The 25,233-nt window shown below is 67.1% G+C and carries 24 protein-coding genes; 12 read left to right on the plus strand and 12 right to left on the minus strand.

All coding sequences use genetic code 11. The annotated features are described in order from the left end of the window. Window positions 1–6: 6 nt before the first annotated feature. The 4 genes from D7316_RS15415 to D7316_RS15430 form a co-directional block, all read right to left on the minus strand. On the minus strand, window positions 7–702 hold the full coding sequence (locus D7316_RS15415; RefSeq protein ID WP_124709026.1) for a GltB/FmdC/FwdC-like GXGXG domain-containing protein: 696 nt from the start codon (window positions 700–702) through the stop codon (window positions 7–9). After that, the gene (locus D7316_RS15420; protein ID WP_124709027.1) at window positions 690–1,595 is read right to left on the minus strand and encodes a class II glutamine amidotransferase domain-containing protein; all 906 of its coding nucleotides are present in this window, start codon (window positions 1,593–1,595) and stop codon (window positions 690–692) included. The genes D7316_RS15415 and D7316_RS15420 overlap by 13 nt, the downstream gene beginning before the upstream one ends. A 21-nt stretch (window positions 1,596–1,616) precedes the next feature. Next, window positions 1,617–2,963: a type III glutamate--ammonia ligase gene (gene glnT, locus D7316_RS15425; protein WP_124709028.1), complete on the minus strand. Its 1,347-nt coding sequence runs from the start codon at window positions 2,961–2,963 to the stop codon at window positions 1,617–1,619. Between the two features lie 126 nt (window positions 2,964–3,089). Next, window positions 3,090–3,977, minus strand: a complete 888-nt coding sequence (locus D7316_RS15430; protein WP_124709029.1) for a LysR substrate-binding domain-containing protein — start codon at window positions 3,975–3,977, stop codon at window positions 3,090–3,092. Between the two features lie 129 nt (window positions 3,978–4,106). On the opposite strand from D7316_RS15430, the gene D7316_RS15435 reads away from it, so the two are divergent. From D7316_RS15435 to D7316_RS15450, 4 genes are all read left to right on the plus strand, one after another. Then, a complete protein-coding gene (locus tag D7316_RS15435) occupies window positions 4,107–4,673 on the plus strand; it encodes a HutD/Ves family protein (protein ID WP_164473801.1) in 567 nt (188 codons plus the stop codon). Continuing rightward, window positions 4,670–5,953 carry an allantoate amidohydrolase gene (locus D7316_RS15440; protein WP_124709031.1) on the plus strand — a complete coding sequence of 428 codons (1,284 nt, stop codon included), beginning with the start codon at window positions 4,670–4,672 and terminating at the stop codon, window positions 5,951–5,953. Before D7316_RS15435 ends, D7316_RS15440 begins: the two co-directional genes overlap by 4 nt. Beyond that, window positions 5,950–7,143: an NAD(P)/FAD-dependent oxidoreductase gene (locus tag D7316_RS15445; protein ID WP_124709032.1), complete on the plus strand. Its 1,194-nt coding sequence runs from the start codon at window positions 5,950–5,952 to the stop codon at window positions 7,141–7,143. Before D7316_RS15440 ends, D7316_RS15445 begins: the two co-directional genes overlap by 4 nt. A 75-nt stretch (window positions 7,144–7,218) precedes the next feature. Continuing rightward, window positions 7,219–8,079, plus strand: coding sequence for a ribokinase (locus D7316_RS15450; protein ID WP_197718244.1), 861 nt, complete (start codon window positions 7,219–7,221; stop codon window positions 8,077–8,079). A gap of 7 nt (window positions 8,080–8,086) precedes the next feature. Here D7316_RS15450 and D7316_RS15455 read toward each other — a convergent pair whose 3' ends face one another. Then, window positions 8,087–8,863, minus strand: coding sequence for a crotonase/enoyl-CoA hydratase family protein (locus tag D7316_RS15455; protein ID WP_164473878.1), 777 nt, complete (start codon window positions 8,861–8,863; stop codon window positions 8,087–8,089). Window positions 8,864–8,969: 106 nt separating this feature from the next. Here D7316_RS15455 and D7316_RS15460 point away from each other — a divergent pair, with 106 nt between their 5' ends. Both D7316_RS15460 and D7316_RS15465 read left to right on the plus strand, forming a co-directional pair. After that, window positions 8,970–10,295, plus strand: coding sequence for an aspartate aminotransferase family protein (locus tag D7316_RS15460; protein WP_124709034.1), 1,326 nt, complete (start codon window positions 8,970–8,972; stop codon window positions 10,293–10,295). 9 nt (window positions 10,296–10,304) lie between these two features. Next, window positions 10,305–11,459: a lipase family protein gene (locus tag D7316_RS15465; RefSeq protein WP_124709035.1), complete on the plus strand. Its 1,155-nt coding sequence runs from the start codon at window positions 10,305–10,307 to the stop codon at window positions 11,457–11,459. Window positions 11,460–11,486: 27 nt separating this feature from the next. Here the strand turns inward: D7316_RS15465 and D7316_RS15470 are convergent, their stop codons facing one another. Together D7316_RS15470 and D7316_RS15475 are read right to left on the minus strand one after the other, a co-directional pair. Further along, window positions 11,487–13,499 carry an OPT family oligopeptide transporter gene (locus tag D7316_RS15470; protein WP_124709036.1) on the minus strand — a complete coding sequence of 671 codons (2,013 nt, stop codon included), beginning with the start codon at window positions 13,497–13,499 and terminating at the stop codon, window positions 11,487–11,489. A gap of 152 nt (window positions 13,500–13,651) precedes the next feature. After that, on the minus strand, window positions 13,652–14,371 hold the full coding sequence (locus D7316_RS15475; protein WP_124709037.1) for a DsbA family oxidoreductase: 720 nt from the start codon (window positions 14,369–14,371) through the stop codon (window positions 13,652–13,654). 198 nt (window positions 14,372–14,569) lie between these two features. Here D7316_RS15475 and D7316_RS15480 point away from each other — a divergent pair, with 198 nt between their 5' ends. Continuing rightward, window positions 14,570–15,001 (plus strand): MarR family winged helix-turn-helix transcriptional regulator, encoded by a 432-nt coding sequence (locus D7316_RS15480; protein WP_124709038.1) that lies wholly within the window; start codon window positions 14,570–14,572, stop codon window positions 14,999–15,001. A 19-nt stretch (window positions 15,002–15,020) separates the two neighbouring features. On the opposite strand, the gene D7316_RS15485 is transcribed toward D7316_RS15480, so the two are convergent. Together D7316_RS15485 and D7316_RS15490 are read right to left on the minus strand one after the other, a co-directional pair. After that, on the minus strand, window positions 15,021–15,611 hold the full coding sequence (locus D7316_RS15485) for a TetR family transcriptional regulator (protein WP_124709039.1): 591 nt from the start codon (window positions 15,609–15,611) through the stop codon (window positions 15,021–15,023). Window positions 15,612–15,617: 6 nt separating this feature from the next. Next, window positions 15,618–17,237 (minus strand): carboxylesterase/lipase family protein, encoded by a 1,620-nt coding sequence (locus tag D7316_RS15490; RefSeq protein WP_124709040.1) that lies wholly within the window; start codon window positions 17,235–17,237, stop codon window positions 15,618–15,620. Window positions 17,238–17,400: 163 nt separating this feature from the next. Here D7316_RS15490 and D7316_RS15495 point away from each other — a divergent pair, with 163 nt between their 5' ends. Next, window positions 17,401–17,712 (plus strand): hypothetical protein, encoded by a 312-nt coding sequence (locus D7316_RS15495; RefSeq protein ID WP_124709041.1) that lies wholly within the window; start codon window positions 17,401–17,403, stop codon window positions 17,710–17,712. Between the two features lie 14 nt (window positions 17,713–17,726). On the opposite strand, the gene D7316_RS15500 is transcribed toward D7316_RS15495, so the two are convergent. The 3 genes from D7316_RS15500 to D7316_RS15510 all read right to left on the minus strand — a co-directional run bounded on the left by D7316_RS15500 (window position 17,727) and on the right by D7316_RS15510 (window position 20,878). Next, complete coding sequence (locus D7316_RS15500; protein WP_197718245.1) at window positions 17,727–19,136, minus strand: linalool dehydratase/isomerase domain-containing protein; 1,410 nt, start codon at window positions 19,134–19,136, stop codon at window positions 17,727–17,729. Continuing rightward, window positions 19,133–19,747 (minus strand): hypothetical protein, encoded by a 615-nt coding sequence (locus tag D7316_RS15505; RefSeq protein WP_124709042.1) that lies wholly within the window; start codon window positions 19,745–19,747, stop codon window positions 19,133–19,135. Before D7316_RS15505 ends, D7316_RS15500 begins: the two co-directional genes overlap by 4 nt. 126 nt (window positions 19,748–19,873) lie before the next feature. Then, window positions 19,874–20,878, minus strand: coding sequence for a LacI family DNA-binding transcriptional regulator (locus D7316_RS15510; protein WP_124709043.1), 1,005 nt, complete (start codon window positions 20,876–20,878; stop codon window positions 19,874–19,876). A 156-nt stretch (window positions 20,879–21,034) separates the two neighbouring features. Here D7316_RS15510 and D7316_RS15515 point away from each other — a divergent pair, with 156 nt between their 5' ends. The 4 genes from D7316_RS15515 (at window position 21,035) to D7316_RS15530 (ending at window position 25,218) form a co-directional block, all read left to right on the plus strand. Continuing rightward, window positions 21,035–22,216, plus strand: coding sequence for a Gfo/Idh/MocA family protein (locus D7316_RS15515; RefSeq protein WP_124709044.1), 1,182 nt, complete (start codon window positions 21,035–21,037; stop codon window positions 22,214–22,216). A gap of 57 nt (window positions 22,217–22,273) precedes the next feature. Next, window positions 22,274–23,272, plus strand: coding sequence for a sugar phosphate isomerase/epimerase family protein (locus D7316_RS15520; protein WP_124709045.1), 999 nt, complete (start codon window positions 22,274–22,276; stop codon window positions 23,270–23,272). A gap of 102 nt (window positions 23,273–23,374) precedes the next feature. Then, the gene (locus D7316_RS15525) at window positions 23,375–24,313 is read left to right on the plus strand and encodes a substrate-binding domain-containing protein (protein ID WP_124711372.1); all 939 of its coding nucleotides are present in this window, start codon (window positions 23,375–23,377) and stop codon (window positions 24,311–24,313) included. Next, window positions 24,313–25,218 (plus strand): sugar phosphate isomerase/epimerase family protein, encoded by a 906-nt coding sequence (locus tag D7316_RS15530; RefSeq protein WP_124709046.1) that lies wholly within the window; start codon window positions 24,313–24,315, stop codon window positions 25,216–25,218. Before D7316_RS15525 ends, D7316_RS15530 begins: the two co-directional genes overlap by 1 nt. Window positions 25,219–25,233 lie beyond the last annotated feature (15 nt).

Genomic DNA, 25,233 nt, shown 5'->3' on the forward strand with positions numbered 1-25,233 from the left:
AGGTCCTCAGTAGGCCGACGTGTTGTCGACGTGGAAGTGGTAGAGCTCGCGGGCCGACCCGTATCGGGTGTAGTCCTTCGGGTCGTCGTCCTTGAACCCGGCGGCCTTGAGCAGGCCGGCCAGTTCGTCGAGATGCTCGGCGCGCATCGGCTTCGCGATGCAGTCGGCACCGAGGGAGCCGACGTCACCACGCACATAGATCCGCGTCTCGTAGATCGAATCACCCAGCCCGTCACCGGCATTGCCGCGGATGACGAGGCGTCCGGCCTGCGCCATGAACGCACTGTTGTGGCCGACGTCGCCGCCGACGACGATGTCGACACCCTTCATAGAGATCCCACAACGCGCGGCCGCGTCGCCCTCGACGACGAGGAGACCGCCATGCGCGGTCGCCCCGGCCGACTGCGAGGCGTTGCCCTTGACGACAACGGTCCCGCTCATCATGTTCTCGGCCACACCGGTTCCCGCGTTGCCGTTGATGGTGATCTCCGCCTGCTGGTTCATACCGGCGGCGTAATAGCCGACGTGTCCGTCGACGGTGATCTTCACCGGTGCGTTGACACCGGCCGCGACACTGTGCGCCCCGGAGGGGTTCTCGACGAGGATCTCACCGGAGATGTCGTCAGCGTGCAGCGCGGCGTTGATCTCCCGCAAGGGGGTCGTGGCGAGATCGAATGTGTGATGGGGATTCAGCGTGTCCATGCGTAGACCACCTCCGGCTCGGGTTCCCAGATACGTGCGTCGGCGACGCCGGGCAGGTGGGCCAGGGCGCGGTACTCGCTGGCCATGGCGACCCAGTCGTCGGTCTCGGCGATGACCGCCGGCTTGCATGCGATGGCGTCGCGCACCACCGCGAACGAATCGTGATTCGAGACGAGCAGGGTGTAGAAGCCGTCGAAGGTGGCGCACACCTCTTTCAGTGCGGTCTCGACGTCCTTGCCCTGTGCGAGCTGATGAGCGACGAAGCGTGCACCCACCTCCGTGTCGTTCTCGCTGTCGAACTCGACACCGACAGCACGCAATTCACGACGGATGGTCGCATGGTTGGAGAACGAGCCGTTGTGCACCAGGCACTGCTCGGGTCCGACGGCGAACGGATGTGCGCCCGACGGGGTCACGGCAGACTCGGTGGCCATACGGGTGTGTCCGACACCCTGCCAGCCGCTCGCGTTCGACAATCCCCACGCCTGCACCAGATCACGCGGCGCACCGACGCCCTTGAGGACCGTCAGGTCGGCACCGAAACCGGCGACGAGAGCGTCCGGGTACACCGTGATGGCCGTCGCGAGGAGGATCTCCGAGTCGACCTCCGCGCTGAGCACCAGCGTGTCGTCGACGAGCCGACCCGCGACCTCGCTCCCCAGTGCCGCTCCGACGGCGGCGGTCGCGGCATCGAGTTCGGCTGCACCGACGCCGGTTTCGAGCAGCGACACACAGCCCTGCCCAGCAGGTGACCAGGTCGGATCACCGTAGATGGCGATGCCGGCCGAATCGGCGCCACGGTCCTGCATCTCGCCCAGCATCTGGCCGAGGAGCTCACCGAGGCGAGGATGGAGTTCGGGGTTGCGCAGGTGCAACCCGACGATTCCGCACATGTGTTGGCTTTCCTGTTCTGTCTAGAAGGCGGTCAGGTAGTTGTCGATCTCCCACGGCGACACCGCGGAGTGCCAGGTGAAGAACTCCTCGCGCTTGAGGTGAGAGAAGTACTGCGAGACGGTGTTCTGCGCCTCCGGCCAGTCGTCGGGCAGCGCGGCGTCGAGGGTTGCGGACACCACCGGGTCGTTCTCGAGCGCCTCGACGGCGTGCAGCAGGGTGAGCGGCAGCTCGTCGACGTGATCGGGGCAGGTGCCCAGCGGGCCCGGGTCCAGGCTGCGCTTGATGCCGTCGAGCCCGGCACCCAATGCCGCGGCGATGGCGAGATACGGATTGGCCGAACCATCGCCGCCGCGCAGCTCTGCGCGCTGGGCGTCGGGGATGCGGACGTAGTGCGTGCGGTCGTTGCCTCCGTAGGTGGCCCGCCGCGGCGCCCACGAGGCACCCGAGCGGGTGGCGGTGGCCCCGGTTCGCTTGTAGGAGTTGACCGTCGGTGCCATGACCGCCTGCAGGGCGGGTGCATGTTCGAGCACGCCGCCGACGAAACCGTAGGCCTCTGGGGACAGGCCCAGGCCGCGCACGTCGTCGGCCTCGATGCCGGGGAAGACCGGTTTGCCCGCCGATGTCAGGGACAGGTGCAAGTGCAGCCCCGATCCGGTCCGCTCGGCGAACGGCTTGGGCATGAAGGTGGCGACCATGCCGCGTTCGGCGGCGATGGTCGACAGCAGATAGCGCAGGGTGACCACCCGGTCGGCAGTGGTGAGGGCATCGGCGTACTGGAAGTTCTGTTCGAACTGGCCGTTGCCGTCCTCGTGGTCGTTGGCGTAGTTGCCCCACCCGAGCTGGTTCATCGCAGTGGACACCGCGGTCAGGTGGTCATACATGCGGGTCAGACCGCGCACGTCGTAGCAGGGCTGATTCGAGTCGTCGGCGTCGTCGGCGGTGACCAGCGAACCGTCGGCGGCACGCTTGAGCAGGAAGTACTCGACCTCGGCGCCGACCCACGGCTCGAAGCCGGCGTCGGCGGTCTGCGCGATGAGCGACTTGAGGATGTTGCGCGGCGCGAACGGCCACGGCTTGCCCTCCACGTGCGGATCGCAATGGACAAGAGCCAGTCCCTCTTTGATGAACGGGATCGGAGTGAAGGACGCGACGTCGGGGATCGCGACGAGGTCGGGGTCCTTCGGCTCCTGGCCGATCGCGCCCACCGCGTATCCGGCGAAGCCCACTCCGTCGTTCGCGAGTTCCTCGACGGCCTCGACGGGCACGAGCTTGGCACAGGGCTTGCCGCGGAGGTCGACGAACATGGCGAGGATGAACGTGGTCCCCGACGCCGCGCAGAGGTCGGCGAGTTCGTTGCGGTCGGTCATGAGGTTTCTCCGATGTGAGGTGTCGAGATCAGTATGTCTGCTGTTAGGAAACTTTGTCTACACCGAGTAGACAGTCCCCATATTTCGATCCCGTTACATCGTCATGAGTGCTGTGTGTCCATCAGATCAGCCGTCCACGCGTTGTGCCGCCCGCAGGCATTCGATGAAGCCCTCGACCGCCGGATTCGTGACGTCGGAGCGGCGTGCGATCACCAATGCAGTCGTCGGGGCGCCTGCGATGGGCCGGATGACCACGTCTGCGGGCCGGAATCGCGACACCGACGCCGGGAGGATCGAGATCCCCACACCCGCGGACACCAGGCCGACGACCGTCTCGTGGTGAATCGCTTCCTGGACGACATCCGGCTCGGCGCCGACCGTCGCGAACATGGCCCAGATCTGCGCCACATATGCCGGCATGAGGTCGTTCGGGAACAGGATCAGACGCTCGCCGACGAGGTCACGGACATCGACCTCCGACCGCAGCGCCAACGGGTGTTCCACCGGCACCACGGCGACCATCGACTCCTCGAGCAGCGGTTCCACCACGAGTCCCGGTTCCGCACCGCCGGAACGGATCAGCCCGACGTCGAGTGCCCCCGCGGACAGGCCATCGAGTTGTTCGCGGGTGGTCAGTGGTGAGAGATCGACGCGTACCCCCGGGTGGATCTCTCGGAAGATCCGGAGTCCGGGGGGCAGGACGGTGCCACTGGCAGAACTCACGAAACCGACACGGATACGACCCCGTCGCCCCTCCGCGTGATCGCGCGCCTCGATCACCGCGTCGTCCAACTCGGCCAGCAGCCCGTCCACGCGCGCCGCGAAGACGGTGCCGGCATCGGTCAACGACACGCGTCTGGTCGTGCGGTCGAACAGGCGGGCGCCCACCTCCCGCTCCAGCTCCTTGATGTGCGCGGTGAGCGGCGGCTGCGAGATGTGCAGTCGGGCCGCGGCACGACCGAAGTGCAGCTCCTCGGCGAGGACACGGAAGTAGCGAAGATGTCGAAGCTCCATCGAATTATTCTGCTTACCAGAATAATAGTCGTCAAATACATATTGGAGTTTTGCCAATCGAGCGCATCTACTGAGTGCATGACAATCGACTGCGCACCGCCACCCGGTTCTTCGACGGGGGTGGCGACGGTGATCCGCGTTTCGGAAGTCACCCCGACGGCGTGGCGCAACGGCGGCGGCGTGACGCGGCGCATCGCGACCGGAGGCGTCGAGCCGACGGACGCCGGTTGGACTCTCAGTCTGGCCGACATCGAAACCCGCTGCCAGTTCTCGACTTTCCCGGGGTTGGTCAGGACCGCGGTGGTGGTCGGCGACGACCCGGTGGACCTGACGATCGACGGGTTCACCCGCACCCTCGCGCTTCTCGATCGGATCACCTTCTCCGGCGAGGCGGAAGTGCATGCCGAGCCGACCCGCCGGGCGACCCGCCTGCTCAACCTGATGACGCGACGCGGTTCCCACGAGGGCACGCTGTCCCTGCGCCACCTGCGTGGTACCCACCCACTGGGCCCCGACGACGGAGTCGCCTGCGTCGTACTCGCCGGCACCCTCACCGTCGCCGGTGCCCGGTTACGTCGTTGGGACACCATCCTTCTGGACGGGGCGCCGATCGAGGCCGCCGGCGCGGCCACCGTCGCCATTGTCCGCATCCGCCCGATCACCGCCCCGTCGACCGAGGAGGACACCCTCTCGTGACCGAGACCCCATCACAGACCACCTCGGTGAGCGGCCTGCTCGCAGAGATCGCCCGGATCGGCACGGACAGCGCCCGGGGCGGCTACAGTCGTCCCGTCTACTCCGCCGCCGAACTCGAACTGCGGGAATGGTTCACCGCCTCCGCGCGGCAGCGATCGCTCGAGATAGAGGAGGATCGCAACGGCATCATCTGGGCGTGGTGGAACCCGTCGGGTCTGCCACTCGCCGACGCCGTGGTCACCGGAAGCCATCTCGACTCGGTCCCCGGCGGCGGCGCCTTCGACGGCCCGCTCGGTGTCGCCTCCGCGCTCGCCGCGATCGATGCCCTCCAGGCGGCCGACCTCCGCCCGACCCGCCCGCTGGCACTCGCCGTGTTCCCCGAGGAGGAGGGTTCGCGCTACGGACTCGCCTGTCTCGGTTCGCAATTGATGACGGGTGCCGTCACGCCGGAGCGGGCCGCCGCGCTCGTCGACGCCGACGGCACCACCTTCGCGGACCTCGCAGCCCGCAACGGTCTCGACCCTCGCGGGATCGGTCGTGACGACGAACGACTCTCGCAGATCGGATGTTTCGTCGAACTCCATGTCGAGCAGGGACGTGGACTGATCGACCAGGGCCGTGCCATCGCGATCGGATCGTCGATCCTGGGGCATGGACGGTGGCGATTGTCGTTCAGCGGTCAGGGCAATCACGCGGGTACCACCCTGATGAACGGTCGACGGGACCCGATGCTCGCCGCGGCCGCCAGCGTGCTCGATGTCCGACGGTTGGGCCGAGCGGTCGAGGGCGCCCGCGCAACGGTCGGGAAACTCGACCCGATCCCGGGTGGCAGCAACGTGATCGCGTCGCGCGTCGACGTCTGGCTCGACGTGCGGCACGAGGACGATGCGGTGGTCGCCGCCCTGGTCACCGATATCGCCGCGGCGGCGCGCGAACACGCCGCGGCCGAGGGATGCGCGGTGACGCTGACCGAAGCCTCGATGAGTCCGCGTGTGGATTTCCATCCCGGTCTGCGCGGCAGACTGTCGACCATCCTGCCCGACGCACCCATCCTCCCGACCGGTGCCGGCCACGACGCCGGCGTGCTCAAGGAGGAGATCCCCACCGCGATGCTGTTCGTCCGGAACCCTACGGGGATCTCGCACTCCCCCGACGAATACGTCGAAGACCCCGACGCCGACGCCGGCGGCCATGCACTGGCCACCGTTCTCGCCGACCTGATCACGTACACGACCTCACCGCCCCAACACTTCCCCCTCATCGAAAGCGATCCCACATGACCTCCACCACCACCCGCTTCCTCATCGTCGGCGGCGGCCTCGAAGGACTCGCGATCGCGTGGTCGCTCGCCGATCAGGGCGAGACCGATGTCCTCGTCGTCGAACGCGACACTCTGTGTTCCGGCATGACCGGAAAATCCAGCGGCGTCGTGCGCTGCCACTACGGCAACCCGTCGCTCGCCGCGATGTCCTGGTACGGCGTCGACATCTTCACCCGCGCAACCGAACTCTTCGGCGACGACATGGCATTTCAGCAGTGCGGCTACGTCGTCGGCGTCGGCGAGAACAACGTGGCCCCGTTGCACGCCAACGTCGAGATGATGCAGGGCCTCGGCATCGACGTCTCCATGATCGGTCACGAGACGATGGCCGAGCTCTGGCCCGGGTTGCATCTCGAGGACTTCGCGGCGTTCGCCTACGAGCCGCTGGGCGGCCGCGGTGAGGCGTACATGGCCGGGATGGCCTTCGGTGCGGCGGCCCGCAAACTCGGCGTCAAGGTGCGCCAGTCGACGACCGTCACGAAGCTGCTCCAGGGCGCGGACGGCCGTGTCGTCGGCGCCGAGCTCGCCGGCGGCGACACCATCCACGCCGACACCGTGATCGTGGCCGCAGGCCCGTGGACCCCCGCGCTGACCGAACCCGTCGGAGTACCCGTGGACGTCCGCGCGCAGCGCGCCCAGCTCGTGCTGATCGACCAGGGCGAGCCGACTCCGGTGGTTCCCGTCCTCTCCGACCTGGCCGGACTTTCGTACGTATGCCGCGAGCCGAACGGCGAACTGCTGGTGGGCAATTCCGATCATGCTGCGCCGCAGTACATCGACCCCGACAACTACATCAACCGGGCCGATGAGAGCACCATCGACAAGATCATCATGAAGATGGGTCATCGCCTGCCGGACATGCCCGACCCGCGCATCACGAGCAGCTACGTCGGCGCCTACGACGTCACCCCCGACTACAACCCGATCATCGGGCCGTCACCGGTCGACGGCCTGTTTCTGGCGACGGGATTCTCCGGCCACGGCTTCAAGATCTCCCCCGCGGTCGGCAAACTCGTCGCCGATCTCGTACTCACCGGCGACACGACCCTCAAGAACGTCGATCCGCGCGACTTCCGGTACTCACGGTTCGCCGAGGGCGATCTCCTGCTGAGCCTCAATCCGTACGTAGGTGCGGGCGAGATGCGTTGAGGGCCCGCACCACACTCCCCGGTGATCATCGACGCGAGCTTGGCTCCTCGCGTTCGGCGGGCGGATACTCGAGACATGGACATCGCCTCAGCGATCGACGTGGCCGTCGTCGGCACGTTGAACATGGACGTCATCATTCGGGTCGACCGGATGCCCGACGTCGGGGAGACCGTCATCGGCCGCTCCCGATCCGAACGCCCCGGGGGTAAGGGAGCCAACCAGGCACTCGCCGCGGCCACCGTCACCCACACGGCATTGATCGGAGCGGTCGGCGAGGACGACGCAGGGCTCCGTCTCGTCGCGGGTCAGGACGAGGGCGGCGTCGACATCGCCCACGTGCAACGCCTCAACGGCCCCAGCGGCCAGGCGATCATCGAGGTCGACGAGAGCGGCGACAACCGGATCATCGTCCTGTCCGGCGCCAACGCGATGCTGACGGCCGACAGTGTCACCCGGGGACTCGAGGCGATCCACCCGAAAATCGTTCTCACCCAACTCGAATCGCCGCAAGAGGTGACCAGGGCGGCCGCCAGCTGGGCCGGTGATCGGGGCCGCAGGTTCATCCTCAACCCCAGCCCGGTCGCCGACCTCGACGACGAGATTCTGGCCGCGGCCGACCCGCTGGTCGTCAACGCGGGCGAGGCCGCCCATTACGCACGACTCGACACCGACGACCCCACCGCCCTGGCCCGCCGGTTGCTCGACGTCTCCCGTTCCGTGGTCATCACCCTCGGCGCGGAAGGTGTCGTGGTCGCCGACAACGGGGAGATCCACCGCATCGAGGTGGACAGGGTCCGCGTCGTGGACACCACCGGTGCCGGTGATCAGTTCGCCGGCATCCTGGCCGGGCACCTCGCCCGCGGCGTCCCGGTGCTCGACGCTGCCGAGCGCGCTGCCGCGGCGGCCACCGAATTCGTTGCGCGTCCGCGTCTCTAGGACGCGATCAACGCTTCGACCACCTCGCCACCCGTTCCTTGTGCTCGCTCGTCTGGTGCGCGAGTGGTTGCATCGCCGCTGCCAGGTTCAGCACGGTGTCGAGCGAACTGGTCCGCGACTCGGTGAGGAGACGCTTGGCCATCCGGAGTGCGTGCGGCGGGTTCTTCGCGATCCGCTCTGCCAGCGCCCGGGCCTCGCCGAGCAACTCGTCGTCGGGCACGACGCGGCTCACCATGCCCCACTCGAGCGCCTTCGCGGCGTGGACCCGGTCACCGGTGAACGTCATCTCGGCGGCGCGCTCGTAGCCGATCGCCCGTTGCAGGAACCAGGACCCGCCGTCACCGGGGATCAGTCCCACCTGCACGAAACTCTCGGCGAAGAACGCCGATTCGGCGGCGACCCGCAGGTCGCACATCATCGCCAGATCGCAGCCCGCGCCAACCGCGGCACCGTTGACCGCGGCGATGACCGGGACCTCGAAGCGCAGCATCGCGCGGGGAATCCGTTGTATCCCATCGGCATAGCCGAATCGCTGCTCGGCACCGCCGAGACCGAACAGACCCTCCTCGTCGGCCATCTCCTGAACGTTGCCACCCGCCGAGAAGATGTGGCCCGCCCCCGTGAGGATCACCGCACGCACCTCGGTGTCCGCGTTCGCGGCGTCGACCGCGTCCTCGATGGCGGCGACGAGGTCGATCCCGGTGATCGCATTGCCCACCTCCGGCAGGTTGATCGTCCACACCGAGACACCGCCATCGGTACTGATGTCCAGAGGTTTCTGCACGGTCATGCCGCCTTTCGATCGGGAACGCTCTCTGCACCTTACGACGAAGGACCGCGGCCGGGATCGCCCGAGTTGCCACGCGTGGGGCGCGACGTACCGTTGGACCATGACGAGCACCCGTGACCGCGCCCTGTCGGCGAGCTCGATCGCCGGCGACCCACAACGGCACCTCCTCCGCTACGGCGGCACGATCTCCCCGGAGGTGATCGGCCGCGCCGCGGGCAGCTATGTGTACACGGTCGCCGGTCGCGGGCTCCTCGATTTCACCTCAGGCCAGATGTCGGCGATCCTCGGCCATTCGCATCCGGACATCGTCGCGACGGTGCAACACCAGATCGGTACGCTCGACCACCTGTTCAGCGGGATGCTCTCGGAGCCGGTCGTCGAGTTGTCGGAACGGCTCGCCGACTCCCTGCCCGCGCCGCTGGACAAGGTGCTGTTGCTGACCACCGGAGCGGAATCCAACGAAGCGGCGATCCGGCTGGCCAAGCTCGTCACCGGCAAGCACGAGATCGTGTCGTTCGCACGATCGTGGCACGGCATGACCCATGCCGCAGCGGCTGCCACCTACAGCGCCGGACGAAAGGGTTACGGCCCCGTGGCGGCAGGCAACCTCGCCCTGCCGACCCCGAACTCCTACCGTCCCGATTTCGTGGCGGCCGACGGATCCTTCGACTGGCGACGACAACTCGACTACGGCTTCGACATGATCGACGCCCAGTCCGTCGGATCCCTGGCCGCCTGCATCGTCGAGCCCATCCTGTCCTCGGGCGGCGTGATCGAGCTCCCGCTCGGATACCTTCGCGCGCTGAAGGACAAATGCGCGGAGCGGGGGATGCTGCTGATCCTCGACGAGGCCCAGACCGGGCTGTGCCGCACGGGCGACTGGTATGCCTTCGAGCGCGACGGCGTGGTCCCCGACATCCTCACCCTGTCGAAGACACTCGGCGCCGGCCTCCCGCTGGCCGCGACCATCACCTCGGCGGAGATCGAGTCCGTCGCCCACGAACGCGGCTTCCTGTTCTTCACCACCCACGTCTCCGATCCACTCCCCGCTGCCGTCGGCAACACCGTGCTCGACGTCCTCATCCGCGACGAACTCGACACTCGGACCGGACAATCCGGGGAGGTGCTGCGAAAGGGCCTGCTGCAGATCGCCGAACGCCACCAGACGGTCGGCGATGTCCGCGGACGAGGGCTCCTGCAGGGCATCGAACTCGTCACCGACCGCGAAACCAAGACCGGCGCAGATGAACTCGGCGCCGCGGTCACCCGCCGATGCTTCGAGCTGGGTCTGCACATGAACGTCGTCCAACTCCCCGGCATTGGCGGCATCTTCCGCATCGCCCCACCACTGACCGCCACCGACGACGAGCTACGACTCGGGCTCGAGATGCTCGATCAGGCCATCGGGGAATGCACTTCGGCGTAGATTCCGACCATGCCGATCACCACCGCCGTCGGGCCGTCGGCCGGCGACCTGCGGGTCACCAAGTCGTATCGCAACCCGGAGGGTGTCACCGTCGCTCCGGAGGGTGCCGAGCCGCTCGGCGGTCTGCCGCCGAAGTTCCCTGTCTACGACGACTTGAGTACCACACTGCTCGCGGGACCTGACTCCGCCGACGAGGCCGACCGGATGGCGATCGCCCACACGCTTGCGGTCGCGTCCGGATATGCCTACTCGGATGTCGGGACCGAGGCCCAGATGATGACGCGGATGGGCCTGGAGAAGAGCCGATGCATCGCCGCCACGCTGTCGGTCGACGCCATGTTCATCAAGAGCACCGCCTATGTCATCCAGAGCGCCGACGGCCGCGTGGTGATCGTGGCGTACCGCGGGACCGAGCCCACCAACTCGATCAGTTGGCTCGCCGACGCCGACGTCCACCCCGACCGCATCGCCTTTCAGTTCGGCAAGGACGTGGTCCATCCCGACAAGACCTATCCGATCCACGCCGGCTTCTACCGCAACGTACGAAGCACGCGGCAGGTGGTCATCCAAGCGCTCCTCGACGCATCCGAGGGAAAGCCCATCCACGGCGATCCGGATCCCGATCTGCCGACGCATCCGATGGAAGCCCTGTACATCACCGGACACAGCTTCGGCGGCGCTCTGGCGTCACTTCTCTCCGTGATGCTCGTGACCGATGACCAGTACCAGGACAGATTCGGCTCAAAACTCAAGGGCACCTACACTTTCGGTCAGCCGATGATCGGATCACGAGAGTTCGCGCAGACCTGCGACGAGATCCCGCTGCTGAAGCACCACACGCGGCGCTACGTGTATCAGAACGATCCGGTTCCCGCGCTGCCACCGAAGGCGAGCGGCGATTTCGCACACCACGGCACGGAACTCGAGATCCACGAAGGCAGCAGAGGCAAGGCGGTCGAGCGACGATCGAGGCAACAGGAGCGATCACCGCTCCGGTTGCTCTGGGCGCCGGTCGGATTCATCACCCGGAAGTTCCCCGAGCTGAGCGGGATATCACTGCCCTATTCACTCGAGGATCACTTTCCCCATCACTACATCTCGGCGCTGACGCCCGAAGGCGTCGCCAACGAATTCGGCGATGCGGAGCTCTACGCCCGCAGCTGACCGCCGGCAGTCAGACGATTCCCGGCGTCACTTCGTGGCGGGATCGTCCACCGCGGATTCCTTCGACGCCCAACCCTGCGTCCACTTGTAGAGCCATGCGAGCACCGCGACGAACAGGACGACGCCGAGGATCTCCGAGCCGGTCTCCCACGCGTCGCCGATGAACGGGAGGTTGAGCACCGCGTCGTTGCCGCTCGCCGCGACGATGGCGGCGAACACGACGTTCCACAGACTCTCGCCGACGATCAGTCCGGTGGCGAGGAGCACGCCCATACGCTTCTTGCGGGCGACATTGCCACCGGTCCGCTCGGCCCACCTGTTGTACCACCGACCGATGAACGCGCCGATCGGGATGATCAGGGTGACCGACATCGGGAGGTACATGCCCATGCCGACGGCGAGCGGCGGCACCCGGAACCTGGTGCTGGTCTTGGCCAATACCTCGTCGACGATGATCACCACGGCACCGATCAGGATGCCGATACCGATGAGCGCCCAGTCGAGATCTCCGCCGAACACACCTTCGGCCAGCGACGAGATCAGACCGGCCTGGGGCGCGGGCAGGGCATCCTCGCCTGCTCCCGGCGCGCCGACGAAACCGAAGGCGGTCTGCATCAACTGCAGGACCGGCGGGATGACCGCGGACCCGAACACGACGCCGATGATGAGGGCGACCTGCTGCTTCCACGGTGTCGCGCCGACCAACTGGCCGGTCTTGAGATCCTGCAGATTGTCGTTGGAGATCGTCGCGACACCGAAGACGATGGCCGCGGTGAAGAGCGTGTAGGCGACGAGCGCGGCGGATTCCTCGGCGTCCGCCGAGCCGAACGTGACCTTGATGAGGACCGCGGCCACCAGCACCACGACGATGCCGACGCCGGAGATGGGGCTGTTCGACGAGCCGATGAGCCCGGCCATGTAACCACAGACCGATGCCACGACGAGACCGATCAGGAACACGAAGATGATGCTCACCGTAATGATCCCGCCCGCGCTGCCGTGCAGGGCGGTCCCGTGCGCGAAGTCCCAGAGCATGAACCCGATCGGGATCAACGAGGCCAGCACCACACCGGAGACGATGGTGACCGGGATGTCTTGTTCGGTGAGATCGACCTTGTTGCCTGCGCGACGGGCACGGGTCGAGACCAGCGCGTCCTTGATGCCGCGGGCGATCGGCCCGATGATCTTGATCAGGGTCCAGACAGCGGCGACGGCGATCGCACCTGCACCGATGAATCGCACGTCGTTGGCGAAGGCGTCGCTCACCACGTCATCGATGGGGCCGCTGGACGGGAGGTCACCCCAGGTCTCGATCGGCAGCAGGACACCGTAGGAGATCAGGAGTCCGATCAGCATCGAGATTCCGACGGTGACGCCGACGAGGTGCCCGACACCGATGAGCGAGAACAGCAGTCCGGCACCGAACATCGTGCCGCCCGAACCGACCCGGAAGAATCCGGAGATCGTGCCCGCGATCAGCTTCGTCTGAGTGAGGATCGAGAACAGCGCGGAGACAACGGAGCCCACCACGATGACCCGCATTCCGCGTCGGTTCTCCTCGGCGCCCTGCGCGGTATCACCGACCTTCAAGACCTCGGCAGCAGCGGCGCCCTCCGGATACGGCAGGTCGGAGCCCGTCACCAGCGCGCGGCGAAGCGGGATGGAGTACATGACCCCGAGGACGCCGCCGATCAGGCAGACGGCGACCGTTGTCCAGTAGGGGAATCCTGTCCACCAGCCGATCATGATGAGCCCGGGGAGCACGAAGATGATCGCCGACAGCGTGCCCGCCGCGGAGGCGATCGTCTGGACGATGTTGTTCTCCACCACGGAGTGATCGGCGAAGTACCGGAGCAGGCTCATCGAGATCACCGCCGCCGGAATGGCGGTGGCGAACGTCAAGCCGACCCGCAGACCCAGGTAGACGTTCGCTGCGGTGAAGACGAGCGTGATCAGGCCGCCGAGGATGATCCCGCGGAGGGTGAGTTCACGCAATCCGGCAGACGCGGAGCCCTTGATGATGGAGCCTGGCGTGGACATGACGGCGACCCCTTACCCCGACCGGTTAGGCGTTGTGGACTGCACCCAACTGTAGGAGTGGGGTCGGTGATCCGCAGGGATTCGTCATCCGTCGGCCATGTTGACCCGGATGCGTGACCGAAATGTCGGATTTCTGGTGTGCGCCAAGGGCGTCAGTCGGTGGTGCCCGGTACCTCGCACCCGTCCGGACCGCACGTATCGGCGGCCTCCACACCGACCGGGACGAGCTGGTCACCCCACGCGAGTTGCAAAGCCCGCGCGAACGTCTCGGCCGGTTGAGCGCCGGAAACCGCGTATTTCCCACCGAAGACGAAGAACGGCACGCCCGTCGCGCCCAGCGCGGCCGCCTCCTGCTCGTCGCGCCGGACGGCGTCGGCGAAGGCGTCCGGGTCGTCGAGGACCCGTCGTGCGTCGTCTTCATCGAGTCCGGCGCGGACGGCGACATCGAGCAGACGCTCCCGATCACCGAACAACGCCTCGTTCTCGGCGAAGTTCGCCGCGTAGAGCGCGTCGAGAAGGTCCTCCTGCTTTTTTTCGGCCAGCGCGTGATGGAGCAGCCGATGCATGTCGAAACTGCTGCCGAAGTCGCGCCCGTCCGTGAGATACGCCAGACCGACCTCGGCTGCCTGCGCCGCTATGCCCCGCTCGTTGGCACGGGCCTGGTCGACCGGTATGCCGTACTTCTCGGCGATGTGTTCGGCCACCGACCCGCTGACGTCGGGGGCCAGATTCGGATCGAGCTCGAACGAGCGATGGACCACGGTCACATCGTTCCGCTGCGGGAACTCGTCCAGCGCCTGCTCGAAGCGCCGTTTGCCCAGGTAGCAGAACGGGCAGTTGATGTCGGTCCAGACGTCGACCCTGACGCTCATCGCAGACAATCCTCTCCGCCGGCGCGTCCATCGCTGCCGACACGGCGTGTTCAACGCCCACCAACCGGTCGATGTTCCGACCGGCCGGTGACACCGCCCCCTGCTCCATCGCACGCCTGGGTACGCTGTCTGCGTGCGGGCCGACGGGGACCCGTCGGGCCTCGACCACCGGCCACTCGAGAAGGGGACTGCGACGCCATGGGCTCGGATCCGATCAGCGACCTGGAGAGCGAGCTCGCCGACATCTGGCGCCGCGGCCGCATCCAGATCCGCGAACGGGCCCGGGTGATCGACCCCGGGCTGGAACCCACCTGCTATCCCCTCCTGGTGCTCCTGTCCCGCCATGACGCTGTCCCGATGTCCGGGCTGCTCGCCGAACTCGGCCTCGAGAAATCGACGCTGACCCGACAGATCGATTCGGTGGTGCGACTCGGGTTGGTCGAACGCCACCCCGACCCGGCGGACGCGCGCGCCCGACTGGTCGCTCTGACGGACCGAGGACGAACGCGATTCAAGGAGGTCACCGAGTCCGCGCTGAGCGAATGGCGGGAACGGCTGTCCCGCTGGGATCCCGCCGACGTGCAGCAGTTGGCCGAGTTGCTGCGACGGTTGGCGGAGAGCACCACGTAACGCTCCACCTCTGCCGGCATCACACCTGCGTCGCACGCTCGAAAAGCGCTATCAGTTCTCGCTTTTCGTGATCGGGGTCGCCACCCGCGGCGATCCGGGCGAGTGCCGCATCGAGGGTCGCCCGGATCGTCGCGGCCAGAATCGTCGGGTCGAACTCGGCGAACTCGCCCTCGCGAATTCCGGTGGACAGCAGGCGCTCGAGCTCGAGAAGCTCTGCGGCATGCTCGCCCCGACCGGATCGGGCGTGGCCCGGTGACCGATAGATCGCCGTCAGCGCTGCCATCTCCGCGGGGTGCCGAGCATAGAAGTCGATGCTGCCGCCGATGAAGGCGGACAGCGACTCCCTCGACGACCCGGTTCCGTGGACGCGTTCCCCCAGGACGTCTGTCGCCAGCGAATACACGTGCTCCACAACCGCACTCAGCAACGAGTCACGATCGGTGAAGTGATACGAGATGACGCCGCGGCTGACTCCGGCCCGGTCGGCGATCCGCGACGATGTCGCGCGCTCGACCCCGACCTCGTTGATCACGGTGATCGCCGTGTCGACGAGTTGTCGTCGACGCGCCTCGTGGGTGAAAGTCGAGGCCGACGTGCGCACAGAGGGCATGACCGATCACCCCCAGAATCCGCAGTGGTGGTCGGCGGCCACGTCGACGACTTCGGTGGATGATGTCCCCAACCGGAGCACGTCGTGCGAGTTCTCGGTTGCCTGGACCATGTCCGGTGCACCGTCCGCATGAGGGGTCTCGTCGCGGGCGAACGACGACCAGTAGTCGATCATCTGATCGGCGATCTCCCGCTGACGCGGAGAGGTCAGCAGATTCTTGCCACCGAGATCGAAGTAGTAAGGGAGGTCGGTGGCGTGCGCGGCGTTCTGGGGGATCGTCGTCACGCCGTTGACGTTCGGCGCCGTGGTATCGGCGAACTCGTAGGCGAAGGTCGGCGCCGACCGCGACATGAATTGTGCGCCACGCAGTGTCGGGCACGTCCACGAGGCATCCGTGACGACTGTCGCCCATGCCACACCCGGACTGGGGAAACCGGCCAACGGATAGCGTGCCAGCACCTCCGGCGCACGGTCGCCGAATGACTTTCGCACCAGATCAGGATAATTCGCTCTGGTGACAGCGTCGGGCTGCACCGCGAGAAGCCCACCGATGAACGACCGGTGTTCGTCGTGGGTGCCGCCGGTGATCACCGGGATCGCCAGCCGGCGCCCGTCCGCGATCGCCTCGGCCGGATCGCGCGGCAGGAGCCCGGTCCCATAGGTGAGTTGGTTACCGAAGTCCTCGTTCTGGGTGAGGAGACGGTCTGTCGACAATCCGCGCATGCAGCTCATCTCGGATTCACCTGCGCACCCGAGTTGTCTTGCCGCTGCGGCACTCGTCGCCTGACTCTCGGATCGGCCGGCGTACGGCGTCTGCGCCGGGGCCTCGGGGAAGAGTGCTCCAGCCGGCCAGTTCAGCATGCACGATCCCGATGCCAGGATCGCGCGGTCGATCAACCCATGTGCCGCGGGCGAGGTCATCAACGCGCACGCGGCCAGCGATCCGGCCGATTGACCGAAGACCGTCACGTTGCCCGGATCTCCGCCGAATGCCCTCGCGTTGGCCTTGATCCAGCGCAGGCTCTCGATCTGATCGGCGAAGCCGAAGTCGCCGCCGCCGTCCAGCCCGGGCGCGTTCAGGTACCCGAACATGCCCAGACGATAGTTGACGGTGACAACGATGACATTGCCGCGGTCCGCGAGTCGCTGCGGGTCGTAGGCACTACCCGCCCCGGTGGTGTAGCCGCCGCCATGCCACCAGACCATCACCGGGAGTCCGGTGGGGTCGTCGATCGATTGCGGCGTGGTGACGTTGAGTGACAGGCAGTCCTCCGACGGCGCCGGGTGATCACCGGGCACAGGTGCCGTCTGCGGGCATGGACTGCCGGCTCGGCCGGCATCGACCTGAGCCGACGGCGTCGCGATCGGGCGAGGCAGTCGCCACCGGCGCTCGCCGATCGGCGGTTGCGCGTATCGGACACCGAGGAATTGCCGGGCATGTGCGGTCCGGATCCCGGTGAGTTCGCCGCTCGTCGTGGACACCCGAAGCGGCGCCGGTCCGTCCGCAGACGGCGAACACCCCGCCAGAGATGCGGCCACAAGAAGTGCCGAGAGGATCAGTCCGGCCGCGGCAAGGGTAGTGCTCGCCGTGCGCCCTGGGATGCCCATGCGTTCGTCGCGATGCATGTCTCCACCATAGACAAATATTTCCCAGCAACGGGAAATTCGAGATCCGCGCAGTTCAGCACGGGTCCGAGTAGTGGAGCGCAGGACCGAGTGGGCCTGCTCCGCGAAGTCGCGTACCCGGCTACGCACGGCCTCGACCATCTTCCGCCCTAGCGTTCGAACGGTGAACCAGCAGGAGACGAGTCCGGACAGGCGGTCCCGCCTGCGATGCTCCGCGGCAGGTGGGGTCATCGCGCTGATCGTCACCGCGTGCTCTCCGGGGACGGTCGTCGACATCCGCGACTCGGCACAGATCACGCCGCGGATCGTCCGGCCCGCTGGTGAACGCGCCGGTGAGTCATCCTGTGTCGACCCGGCGACCGCGGCCGCCGGACTCACGAACCGCCTGCAACGCATCCTGCGGACACACGATCTCGATTCACCGCAGAGCACTCCGTCGATGCGCCCCGTGGCCGCGACGTCCTGTTCGCCGTGACGCGCAGGGCGGGGTCACACCGGTTCGACGCGCAACTCCAGGCGGCCGGCGATGGTGACGCCGACGGAGGCCTCACCGTCGGCGTCTGCGATCAACTCCGCACGGTCCGCACCCATCACCCGATACCGGCCATGCGGGGCGAGACGCGCCAATTGCAGTGTCGTGCGACGATTTCCGCGACCGGGCCGCAGGACCAGATCCAGCGCCGTTCCGTCGGTGATCGCCTTGGCGACCAGAACGTCGGGATACGGTGCGCCCGCCAGGATGGGCCCGGTCCGCCACGCCGCGGGGACGTCCCCGTTGGCCAGGCCACGCACACTACCGGCCTGGATGAAGCGGGAGAATGCGTACGCACAGTTGGCCCAGGTGGACACGCCCGCCAGTTTGCGCGCGCCGGCCGACGACCGCTCTCGGGTGAATCGATCATCCATGGCGACGTCCACCGCACCTGCCACCTCCGCATCACCCATCTCGCGCGCCGCGCACGCCACGTTGACCCATGCCCACGCGTCGCCCATCCGATAGGACCCGACATCGAGATTGTCGATCGGCGCGGTCGCCAGGCGAGCTCGTCCTCCCCGCAGCGTGATCTTCCTGTCCCGCAGGTTCTCCCAGGTCTCCTGCGCGAGGTCGGGCATCACGCAGGACAGCCAGTAGGTCATGACCGCGTCGTTCGACAGCATCGCCGGCAGCTTCAGCCCAGCCGGGCCGAGTCCGAACCGGAACCGGCCGTTGGACATCAGATATCCGTTGCGGTGGAACGATTCCCGGATCTTCACCACGAGATCGTCCGTCAGGTCGGTGCCGTGCAACCGGTCGTACCCGGCCAGACCGGCAACCGCGATCGTGTTGCACATGGGATAGATCAGATGCGGCTCACAGGGATACAGCGTGTGCGGACTCTGCCGCATGTTGTGCTCGATCGCCTGCGCGATCCTGTGGAAACCGTAGTCGTAGCGAGTGTTCCGGCTCCACACCAATGGGAGCGATCCGTCGTCGTCGAACGACCGGTCGTCGTTGAGCGTCTCGTAGAAGGAGAGCATGGTGGCGAAGAAGCCCGTGTACATGACGTTGGCGAACACCATGGGGTCGGGATTCCACCGGAGGTAGCCGGCCAGCCGTTCCGTCGCCCAGTAGCCCCACACCTTCTTGTCGCACATCTTGCGGATCATGTTGGCCTGCGCCTCGGCGAGATACCCGGTGAAGGCCGGTGTCCGCGTGTACTGCGCCATCGAGAGCGCATAGCCGACATAGTTCAACTGGTAGCGAAGCGCACTTCCGCCGATCTGCTCGAGCCGCGTGAAGCCGTCCCATCGGTCGACGGGTTGCAGCGCGAGGTCGAGGAGATATCGCAGGGACGCGAGGTCATCGAGATCGGACTCGCCGACGTCGGCGATGGGAGATACGGTATCGGACAACGTCATCCTGACTTCGATGAGACAGCTCGGGCCGTGAGGGCGGGTCTGGCGAGCGCATCCGGACACGCGACGAACAACATGCCGCCGAACACGGCGAGCACGGGCAGGCCTTGCATCACGAGGTGCGCCACAGTGCCGTGAACGTGGTACAGGTGCAGTAGGTGCATGTCGATCACCATGAGCCCCAGCCCCGCGATACCGGCACCCATTGCGCCGTAGCCGACGATCTGCGCCCGCGTCGACGGGTCGTATCCGCGCCGACGGATACGCGTGGAGAGATGCAGCAGGACGACGATCGTCGCCACTAGGGCGAGCGACCGGACCACCCAGGCCGTGACCGTTCCGGTGTCCGCGCCGAGACCCGACGCGAGCAGGGCGGCCGCCGCGACGAGGTAGACCGCTGTGCTCGCCGCGACGGACCGCGCCGTCCACGACAACGCGGCGGAGCGCTGATCGAGCTCGGGCACCGCCGTCGTCGACGGCGCCTCGACGTCACTTCCGGGCGACCCGGTCCGGGTCGCGACGGGGGCGAATCCGCCGTCGTCGCAACGCGACCTCCACGGCATGACTCGCTGCGCGATCAGCAGGACGAACGCCGCCACGACACAGCAGACCATGGTGACCTCCTCGTCCCGAACCCCGCACGGATGAGACGAATCTACATCTTCGTCCCAACCCGGTGGTGCGGTTTCACGAGTTCGCCGGTGCGCGACACGTTCACCGGCAACACGTCTCGCGAGCCGCTACCGCGGGGGTGCCGTCGTCGCGCGGATGACCAGTTCCGGCACGAGCGTCGACGCCCAACGTTCGGTCCGCCGGCCGTCGAGCCGCCCGACGACGGCCTTGATCGCCCGATCGGCCTGGGCTCGCGGCTGCTGGCTGACCGTCGTCAGGTCCACGCTCGACAGTCGTGCCAGCACGCTGTCGTCGTATCCCGTGACCGAGACATCCCCGGGCACGTCGACGCCGGCCCGGCGTAGGACGTCGAGGACACCGACTGCGAGTCGGTCATTGGCGCAGACGACGGCGGTGGGCAGGTCGGCGCCCAGGATGATGCGCCCTGCCGCCATCCCGGCCTCCTCGGTGAAGTCGCCCGCGTCGATGACCGCGTCGTCGGTCACCAACCCGGTGCGTTGCATCGCACGCAGGAATCCGGTGCGACGATCCGCGGCGATGACGCCGGGGCCGGCGGCGACGTGCACGAGACGTCGGTGCCCGAGGCCCACCAGGTGGTCGACGACGCCGCCGATACCGCGGCCGTCGTTGGTACGAACGACGTCGACCGAGGCCACCCCGATCCGGCGGCCGATGACCACGGTCGGCAAGCGCTCGCCCAACTCCGCGATCACCCTCGAGTCGAGTTCGGGACCGATGAGAAGCATTCCCTCACAGCGGAAATCGATCAGAGTCTCGATGACCTTCGCCTCACCGTGGGTGGGCGTCACCGCGCCTAGCACGATCTCGTAGCCGGCGAGATCTGCTGCAGCGACGATACTCTCGACGATCTCGGCGTGAAAGCCGTTGCGGATCTGCGCGGCGACGCCGATCAGATGCGAGCGCCGGGCGGTCATCAGCGCGGCCGCCCGGTTCATCCGATAGCCGAGTTCGTCGGCGGCACGAAGAACATCCTGCCGGGTCTTCTCGCCGACACCCGGGGCCTTGCGGAAGACCAGCGACACCGTCGCCTTGGACACCCCGACGCGGTCCGCGACGTCCTGCATGGTCGGCCGCGCAGACGTGTTCGCCATCGACCCTCCTCTCCCCGACGAGATCCTCACCCCAGGGCTTGACATACCCCTGTGACTCGGCTCATAGTACAGGAACTAGACCGGTTTAGTAGACCGGACAAGTTGAGACCCCGAACACGCCGGACGACCAACCGGCAGCACAAAGGAGCTGGCCCAGTGACCGAGAAATCGATCGGAGTCGCCGTCATCGGTGGCGGAATGGCAGGACGCGCCCACGCCGCGGGATACCGGATGGCGAGCACCCTGTTCGGCACCGACCGTCCGGACGTTCGCCTGGTGGCGATCGCCGATGCGAACCAGGCGGTCGCCGACGACACCGCCAAGCGCTACGGCTACGAGCGCGCGGAGTACGACTGGAAGGCCATCGCGGATGCTCCCGACATCGACGTCGTGAGCGTCGTCGTGGCCAATCATCTGCATCGCGTGATGGTCGAAGGCCTGCTGGCAGAGGGAAAGCACGTGCTGTGCGAGAAGCCTCTCGCCGGCTCGGCCGAGGACGCCGAGGCGATGCTGCTCGCGGCGGAGCGCTCCGACAGCGTGGTCGGCGTCGGCTACACCTACCGCCGCTCGCCCGCCGTCGAGCAGATCCGACGCGAACTGGCAGCCGGCACCGTCGGCGACCTGGTGCACTTCAACGGGCACTACTGGTGCGACTACGGGCTCGACCCGAGCTCACCGATCACCTGGCGCCACCGCGGCGGACCCGGCACCGGCGCCCTCGCCGACGTCGGCAGCCATCTGATCGATCTGTCTGAGTTCGTGTGCGGACCGATCACCGAGGTCAGCGGAGCCACCTTCCACACCCTCATCACCGAGCGCCCGGTTCCGGTCGGCACCACCTACGGGCACACCAAGGCCGAGGTGACCGGCGAGATGGCGCCCGTGGAGAACGAGGATGTCGCCACCTTCACCGCGACGTTCACCAACGGTGCCGTCGGCACCTTCTCCGCCTCGCGCGTCGCCCATGCACTGCCGGACGGACTCGGCTTCGAGCTCTTCGGATCGCAGGGCTCGGCATCGTGGCAGCTCTTCCGCGCCAGCGAGTACGAGATCTCCGTCGTCGGCGATCGTCCCGAGCTCTCCGGTCCGCGTCGGGTGATCATCGGACCCGACCACCCCTACATCCGCGGCGGCCTCCCGATGGATGCCGGCGGCGTCGGACACGGCAAGGCGGAGTTCTTCGCCTACCAGGCGCGCGCCTTCCTCGACCAGGTGGCCGGGATCGACGGCGGCCTCGCCCCGGTGCCCGACTTCACCACCGGCGTGCACAGCATGCGCACCGTCGCCGCCATCACCGAGTCGGCCCTCGGTGGGGGCGCCACCGTCAAGGTCGTCTGACCCCGGACCCGTTCCACAACAACCTTTCTCTTCCTGACCCCCAAGGAGACATCCACCATGAAGCTCGGCGTCTACACCGCGATCCTGCACGACAAGCCACTGCGCGAAGCCCTCGAGATCATCGGCTCGATCGGCCTGACCGGCGCGGAGATCAACGCAGGCGGATTCCTGCCGACCCCGCACCTGCCCGTCGACGACCTCCTCTCCGGCGCGGTGACACCGCAGGAGTACCTGGCGAACTTCGAGGGCACCGGCGTCTCGATCGCGGGCCTCAACTGCAACGGCAACCCGCTGCACCCCGATCCCGAGGTCGGTCCCGAGGACGCCGACGACCTGCGCAAGGCGATCCGCGTCGCCGGACTGCTCGGTGTCGACCGTGTGGTCACGATGTCCGGCCTGCCGAACGCGCATCCGGGCGGCGAGTGGCCTGCGTGGCACGTGAACACCTGGGACTCAGGCTATCTCGACTCGCTCGACTACCAGTGGGACGAGGTCGCGGTGCCGTTCTGGAAGGAGATCGACGCCCTCGCCCGCGAGCACGGGGTGAAGGTCGCGATCGAGATGCACCCGCAGAACCTGGTGTTCAACCCGCCGACCCTCAAGCGCCTCGTCGACAAGGTCGGCGCCACCAACGTCGGTGCCGAGATGGACCCGTCGCACCTGTTCTGGCAGGGTATCGACCCTGTCGCGGCGGTCGAATGGTTGGGCCCGCTGGTGTTCCACGCCGCCGCCAAGGACACCCGCATCAACGACAACTGCTCGATCTACGGCGTTCTCGACGAGCGATTCACTCGAATCCCGCTGTCGGAGAACCCGACCGGCCTGGGCGGCAAGCACGTCGTGAACAAGTGGCCCGAGGACTCGGCCTGGGACTTCGTGGCTGTCGGCCGCGGCCACGACGTCGACTTCTGGGCCCGCTTCCTCCAGGCACTGGAGAAGGTCGACCCCGAGATGTGGGTCAACATCGAGCACGAAGACGTCGAGTTCGGCGCTCTCGAAGGCCTGCAGGTGGCCGCAGAAAACCTCCAATCCGCCAACTCCGCTCTGGTTCACTGAGACCCGGCCGGAAGAGAAGAGACAATCATGTTCACCACCGGAAGCCGTTCACGCGGCACATCCCTCAAGGTCGCCGGCTCTGTCGCCGCGGTGCTCGCACTGATGACCGCCTGCTCCAGCACCGGCGGTAAGCCCGACTCCAGCGGTGGCGGCATGAACGCGGGCTCCGCCGACACGCCACGGTTCACCGTCGCGATGGTCACCCACGGCCCTCCCGGTGACACCTTCTGGGATCTGATCCGCAAGGGCGCCGAGACCGCGGCGGCCAAGGACAACATCGACCTCAAGTACTCCTCGGAGTTGGAGGCGCCCAACCAGGCCAACCTCATCCAGAACGCGCTGGACAGCGATGTCGATGCGGTCGCGGTGACCCTGGCCAAGCCGGAGGCGCTCGCGCCCAACGTCAAGAAGGCCACGGACGCCGGCATCCCCGTCGTCGCCTTCAACGCCGGGATCGACGCCTGGAAGGCGATGGGCGCCAAGTCCTTCTTCGGTCAGGACGAGCAGGTCTCCGGCGAGGCGGCCGGCAAGCGTCTCCAGGAAGAAGGGGCCAAGAAGGTCGTCTGCGTGATCCAGGACCAGGGCAATGTCGCGCTCGAATCGCGATGTGCCGGAGTCAAGGCCGGGATGGCCGGTGGGGTCGTCGAGAACCTGAACGTCAACGGCACCGACATGCCCAGCGTGCAGTCGACCATCGCAGCCAAGCTGCAGGAGGATCCGAGCATCGATCACATCATCACGCTCGGTGCGCCCATCGCGTTGACCGCCGTCAAGTCCGCCGACAACGCCGGCAGTGACGCGAAGATCGCCACCTTCGACACCAACGCGGCGCTGGTGACCGCCATCGAGGACGGCTCCGTGCAGTGGGCGGTGGATCAGCAACCGTTCCTGCAGGGTTACCTCGCAGTCGACTCGTTGTGGCTCTACCTCAACAACCGGAACGTGATCGGTGGTGGCCTGCCCACACTGACCGGCCCGGCGTTCATCGACAAGAGCAACATCGATGCCATCGCCGACTACGCGAAGAAGGGGACCCGCTGATGAAGGTCGCTCTCGACCCGACGCCGTTTCACCACAGCCATGACCTGCTGGAGTTCCCCGCACTCGTCGCCGACCTGGGTTACGAGTACCTCCAGCTGACCCCGCACCGGGACTTCATCCCGTTCTTCAATCACCCTCGGGCCGATGATGATCTGGTCGCGAAGTTCCGCGCGGCGTGTGCCGACGCCGGCGTCGGGATCGCGTCGGTGCTCCCGGTGCTGCGGTGGTCAGGCCCCGACGAGGATGCGCGAGAAGCGGCGGTCCGCAACTGGAAACGCGTCATCCAGATCACCGTCGACCTCGGTGTGAACGTCATCAACACCGAGTTCTCGGGTCGTCCCGAGCGCGCCGAGGAATCGGAACGGGCGTTCTTCCGGTCGATGGAGGAGCTCGTCCCGATCATCGAGCGCGAGGGCATCGACGTCCGGATCGATCCGCACCCCGACGATTTCGTCGAGGACGGTCTCGAGGCCATCCGCATCATCCGTGGCGTCAACTCGCCGAACATCGGCATGGTCTACGTCGCGTGCCACAGCTTCCACATGGGTGGCAACATGGCCGAGATCATGGCCGCGGCCGGTGAGCGGCTCCGTCTGGTGCACGTCGCGGATTCGATGGATCACCATCGCTCCCACGGCCTGCGCTACATCACGAACCCGCCCGGCAACGCCGTGCGCGTCCATCAGCACCTCAAGATCGGCGACGGTGACGTCGACTGGGACGAGTTCTTCGGCGGGCTCGGCCGACTCGGATTCTACGATCGCGACGACACGGTGATGGTGTCGTCGGTGTTCGCGGAGAACGAGAACGCCGCCGACGTGTCGCGCTATCAGCTCGAGACGATGCGCACCTACGTCGACAAGTACCGCACAACCCGGCCGATGAGCGGGTCGCGCGGCCGTTAGCAGTCCTCACCAGCA

Source organism: Gordonia insulae (genome assembly GCF_003855095.1).
GTDB classification, from domain to species: Bacteria; Actinomycetota; Actinomycetes; order Mycobacteriales; family Mycobacteriaceae; genus Gordonia; species Gordonia insulae.